Origin of the sequence: Rhodobacter viridis (assembly GCF_003217355.1) — a bacterium.
In the GTDB taxonomy this organism is placed as follows: Bacteria; Pseudomonadota; Alphaproteobacteria; order Rhodobacterales; family Rhodobacteraceae; genus Rhodobacter; species Rhodobacter viridis.
Map to the genome: position 1 here is coordinate 1 of NZ_QJTK01000038.1, position 4,989 is coordinate 4,989.

Consider the following 4,989-nt stretch of genomic DNA (forward strand, 5'->3'; position numbering starts at 1 on the left):
CGCGGGCTTCCTGACCCGCGATAGCCGCGTCGTCGAACGGAAGAAATACGGCAAGGCCAAGGCCCGTCGCTCCTTCCAGTTCTCGAAGCGCTGAGTTTCGAAACAATCCGTTTCCGGGCGGTCCCTGTCTGGGGCCGCCTTTTCATTTTCGCTCCCCCGGTGATCATGTTAGATCGTTAACATTTCTTAACGGCAACTGGGGTGGCCATGCGTAATCAATTTGTCTTGTCTCTTGCGGCGTCGGATTCGGACGCAATGGCTGCACGCGCCGAGGCCATCTCGGCTGCGGCGACGGCCGCACTGGCCTCGGCGATCTCCACGCAATGGGGCACGGAACTGGGCGACGCCCTGACGGGAACCGACAAGGCGGATCACTTCTTTGGTCGCGCAGGCGCCGACACGATCGACGGCGGGGCCGGCAACGACCTGCTGCGCGGCGGCGACGGCGGAGACATTCTGAGCGGCGGCGTGGGCGTCGATACGCTCTGGGGCGATCTGGGCGCGGACCAGCTGAGCGGCGGCATCTATGGCGACGAGCTGCATGGCGGCTACGGGTTCGACCGGCTGTTTGGCGATGCGGGCAACGATTTGCTGGACGGCGGCGAGCAGAATGACCAGCTGACCGGCGACACCGGCAAGGACACGCTGATCGGTGGTGGCGGGGACGACCGGATGTTCGGCGGCGCCGGGGCCGACAGCCTGACCGTCGGCAGCGGCAATGATTTCGCGCGCGGCGGCGATGGCAACGACGTGCTCACCGATGACGGGTCGAGCGCGGGCAACGACCGGATGTACGGCGACGCGGGGGCCGATACGCTGACCGGGGGCAATGGCGCCGATACGCTGGTCGGTGGCTACGGCAATGACGTGATCCGCGATGTCTGGGTCAAGGATGCCTCGGGCAATCTGGTCGCCGATGATGCGGCGCTGATCGATGCGGGCGTCGGCCACGATACCATCTTCGCCTCGGGCGCGGATACGATCACGACGGGCGCGGGTCTTGATGTGATCGTGATCGGCGCGGCAGGCGAGACGGCTCTGGCGCTGAGCGCCGATGTGACGGTCACCGATTTCATGGCCGGGCGCGATGTGCTGCAGTTCGACCTGTCGAACGGCGGCGTGGCGGATGCGCTGACGCTGTCGCTGCGGCTTGAGGATGGCAACACGATCATCGTCGTCACCGATGCCGAAGGCACGAGCCATGATGCCGTCACGCTGCTCGATGTGACCGGCGCGACCCTTGATCAGCTGGTCGAGGATTACAGCTTTGGGACCGCCGCTGCCGATCTGATCTGATCGCGCCCGGTTTCCGGAATTGACCCGTCCCGCGAGGGGCGGGTCTTTTTGTTTCCTGAAATTATCCAATGCCTTGCTGTGGCGGGTGATTGTGTTGCGGCTGCCCGGACTTCTTGCCGCAAGCCGCAGACTCCCTTTGTCGAAAGGCAGATTTCTGCGCAAACTCCCAAAACTTTATCACCAAGCTTTCTGGAGAGACTCATGGAACTCGCCCTTTTGATGTTTGCCCTGCCGCTGGTCTTGCTTGGCGCGGGAGGCGGGAGCGGTTCCGAAGAGGCGGACGACGATACCCGGCAGATCGAGGGCACCGAAGCGGCCGATGCGATCCGCGACGACTCTGGCGAAGATCTGACCGTCGATGCGCTTGGCGGGGACGACACGATCAGCACCGGCGCCGGGGATGACACGATCGAGGCCGGGGCGGGCGATGATCATGTCTCGGGCGGGGCGGGGCAGAACAGCCTTGCGGGCGGCGCCGGGGACGATGTGCTGGATGGCGCCGACAGCACGCTCGGGGCGGATCATCTCGATGGCGGCGCGGGCGACGACACGATCCTCGCGGCGGGCGATGACACGATTGCCACCGGGGCCGGGGCGGATCTGATCTCGCTGGGCAGTCAGCCGGGCGCCGAGGACACGGAGCCGCTGGTGTCCGTCAGCCATCTGACGGTGACGGATTTCACCCCGGGCGAGGACCATCTGGAAATCGACATGAGCGGAACCGTCGACGGGGGGACACATGGCGCGGGCGTTCTGGGCCTGCGCGAGGAAGACGGCAACACCATCGTGACGCTGCTCGACCCGCTCACCGGCCTGTCGCAGGATGCGGTGACGCTGCTCGGCGTGACGGGCACGACGCTGGCCGATCTGGTGCCCGATTACGCTGGCCCCGACACGGTGAGCGGGACCGAGGGCGCCGACGATCTGATGCTTGCCAATCACTGGGAGGCGGTCTTCGTCGATGGCGGCGCGGGCAATGACTCGATCGAGCTGGGCGGGGGGGCCGATCTTGCGCTCGGGGGCGCGGGGGCAGATGCGATCTCGGGCAATTATGGCGCCGACACGCTGCTGGGTGGCGCGGGCAACGACCGGCTGCAGGCGGGCTATTTCGACGACATGGCCGGGGATCTGCCGTTCGACGTGCCCGAATATGGGCTTGAAACCGAAGACAGGCGCGACGACGACCTGCCCGATTATCTGGATGGCGGCGCGGGCGATGACACGATCTATGGCGGCTCCGGTGGCGAGAGTGCCATCGACACGCTGATCGGCGGAGAGGGTGATGACGTGATCGCCGATATCCCGGGCTGGTCCTGGACCGGGTTTGGCGCCGCGAGCACGGGGGACAGTGCGGCCCTGATCGACGCGGGCACCGGCAATGACACGATCTTCGTCTCGGGCGCTGATACGGTGACGACGGGCGCGGGGGCCGATCTGATCGAGATGGGCTCGCATCACTCCGAAGACTTTGGCGGCTCGTCGATCGAGCGCGAGACGGTGACGCCTGCGGTTCTGACCAGTCTTGTCACGATCACCGATTTCACCCCGGGCGAGGATCTGCTGCAGATCGATCTGGACCAGGTGGAAAGCACCATCGACCACGAGACGCAAACCGTGCCCGACGTCACGACGACGACCTACGATCTGCACCTGCGCGAAGAGGACGGCAACACCATCGTTTCGGTCGGTCTGCCGGGCGGGATCTTTACCGATGCGGTGGTGCTGCAAGGCGTGACCGGGGTGCGGCTGGCGGACATTCTGGCCGAACCCGAGGCCGCAGCCGCCTGACCGGCTGGACCGCTCCTGCTGCGCTGCGGCGGCGGGGGCGTTTCCTTCTGGCGAAACTTGCGCTAGGAAGCGGCAACGGAAAGACCAACGAGAAAGGCTCGCAATGTCCGTTTCCATGCTTTCCACCTTCGTCAAGCCGATGCACCCCGAGGGGCGCAAGTTCGTCGCCATCGCGGCGGCGATCACGGTGCTGCTGTTTCTGCTGTGGGAGCCGCTCGGCTGGATCGGCACCGGGCTGACGATCTGGGTGTATTACTTCTTCCGTGATCCGCCGCGGGTGACGCCTGCGCGCGAAGGGCTGATGATCTCGCCCGCCGATGGCGTCGTGTCGCTTCTGCAACCCGCGGTGCCCCCGGCGGAACTCGGTCTGGGCGATGCGCCGATGACCCGCGTTTCGGTCTTCATGTCGGTCTTCAACTGCCATGTGAACCGTCTGCCGCTGGCGGGCCGCATCACCAAGGTCGCCTATCACAAGGGGCTGTTCCTGAACGCCTCTCTCGACAAGGCCTCGCTGGACAACGAACGCAACGGGCTTGCGGTCGAGACCGCCTCGGGTCAGCGCTATGGCGTGGTGCAGATCGCGGGTCTCGTTGCCCGCCGCATCCTGTGCTTCGTCAAGGAGGGCGACACGCTTGCCACGGGGGACCGCTTCGGGCTGATCCGTTTTGGATCGCGGCTCGACATCTACCTGCCCGAAGGCGTGCAGCCCTTGGTCTGCATCGGTCAGACGATGATTGCCGGGGAAACGGTGATCGCCGACATGACCGGGACCGAATCCGCCCGCACCGGCGAGGTGCGCTGAGATGAGCCTCGAGCCGCAGGACCGCGAAAAGCTGCCGTTTCTGTTCCTTCTGCCCAACCTCGTGACGCTGGCGGGGATGTGCCTTGGCCTGACCTCGATCCGCTTTGCGATGGTGGGCAAGTTCGAAATGGCGGCGACGCTGCTTCTGATCTCGGCGGCGATCGACGGGCTTGACGGTCTGATCGCGCGGCGGCTGAAGGCGACGTCGGAATTCGGTGCCGAGCTCGACAGCCTGTCGGATTTCCTCTGCTTCGGGGTCGCGCCCGGGGTGCTCGTCTATCGGTTTGCCATGGGCGAGGGGAATGCGCTCGGCTGGGTTTTCGTGCTGATCTATGCCGCCTCGGCCTGTCTGCGTCTGGCGCGGTTCAACGTGACCCGCGGCGAGGACGGTGCGGGCAAGACCCATTTCACCGGCGTTCCGGCCCCGGCGGGGGCGATCCTGGCGCTGCTTCCGGTCTTCATGGCCTTCGAGGGCTGGCTCTCGGGGCCGCTGATGCCGATCGTTTCGGCGCTTTGGCTCGGGGTTGTCGGCATGCTGATGATCTCGCGGCTGCATACCTTCTCGCCGAAGTCGCTGAAGCTGCGCGGGATCGGCGTCGTGGGCATGCTTCTGGGCACGGTGATGGTGATGGGCCTGATCGTGACGAAGCTGTGGCTGTTCCTGATCGTCGTCGATCTGCTTTATGTGGGCGTGCTGCTGCCCGAGATCTGGCGCGTGCGTGGGCGCATCCTGCGCTGAGCTGTATCCAAAGTTGCGAAAGGCCGGGGATCTTCCCCGGCCTTTTCGATTCCGGGGCGGGGCAGGGGGCTCAGCTTCGGTGCATCCCTGTCGCGAGTCGGTGCGAGTCGCTCTTCGTGGTGCAAGAGGGCCGAGTCGGCCCGCGATTCCCCATTTTCAGCGCGGGCGATTCTAGACTCGCGCCGGAAAACGGCCAGAGAGCATGCGAGACGGCCCTCGCCGCGTTCGCATTTCGCCCAAGTTTTCCTCGGAAAATCCGAGTGTAACGAAGAAAAGTGACGGATTTGCGAAAAAGGGGGTTGCGGAGGTTGGTTGGTATCCGTAGAACACCCCTCACCGAAGCGACGGTAGTTGCAGCGGGACG

At 65.3% G+C, this 4,989-nt stretch carries 5 protein-coding genes; all 5 read left to right on the forward strand.

Annotated features, from left to right (window positions below; all coding sequences use genetic code 11):
* Positions 1 to 94: 30S ribosomal protein S9 (rpsI, locus tag C8J30_RS18050; protein ID WP_110807263.1), on the forward strand; the 94-nt coding region annotated here is incomplete at its 5' end.
* Between the two features lie 161 nt (positions 95 to 255).
* Positions 256 to 1,296: a calcium-binding protein gene (locus C8J30_RS18055; protein ID WP_181420958.1), complete on the forward strand. Its 1,041-nt coding sequence runs from the start codon at positions 256 to 258 to the stop codon at positions 1,294 to 1,296.
* 201 nt (positions 1,297 to 1,497) lie between these two features.
* Positions 1,498 to 3,084 (forward strand): calcium-binding protein, encoded by a 1,587-nt coding sequence (locus C8J30_RS18060; RefSeq protein WP_110807464.1) that lies wholly within the window; start codon positions 1,498 to 1,500, stop codon positions 3,082 to 3,084.
* Between the two features lie 4 nt (positions 3,085 to 3,088).
* Positions 3,089 to 3,886: a phosphatidylserine decarboxylase gene (locus C8J30_RS18065; RefSeq protein ID WP_281269388.1), complete on the forward strand. Its 798-nt coding sequence runs from the start codon at positions 3,089 to 3,091 to the stop codon at positions 3,884 to 3,886.
* A 1-nt stretch (position 3,887) separates the two neighbouring features.
* Positions 3,888 to 4,625 (forward strand): CDP-diacylglycerol--serine O-phosphatidyltransferase, encoded by a 738-nt coding sequence (pssA, locus tag C8J30_RS18070; protein ID WP_110807466.1) that lies wholly within the window; start codon positions 3,888 to 3,890, stop codon positions 4,623 to 4,625.
* The last annotated feature ends 364 nt before the right edge of the window (positions 4,626 to 4,989 follow it).

Bases quoted from the DNA above. Each gene is read 5' to 3' on its own strand.
- C8J30_RS18060 (WP_110807464.1), top strand. From the start codon at position 1,498: ATGGAACTCGCCCTTTTGATGTTTGCCCTGCCGCTGGTCTTGCTTGGC.
- C8J30_RS18055 (WP_181420958.1), top strand. From the start codon at position 256: ATGGCTGCACGCGCCGAGGCCATCTCGGCTGCGGCGACGGCCGCACTG.
- pssA (WP_110807466.1), top strand. From the start codon at position 3,888: ATGAGCCTCGAGCCGCAGGACCGCGAAAAGCTGCCGTTTCTGTTCCTT.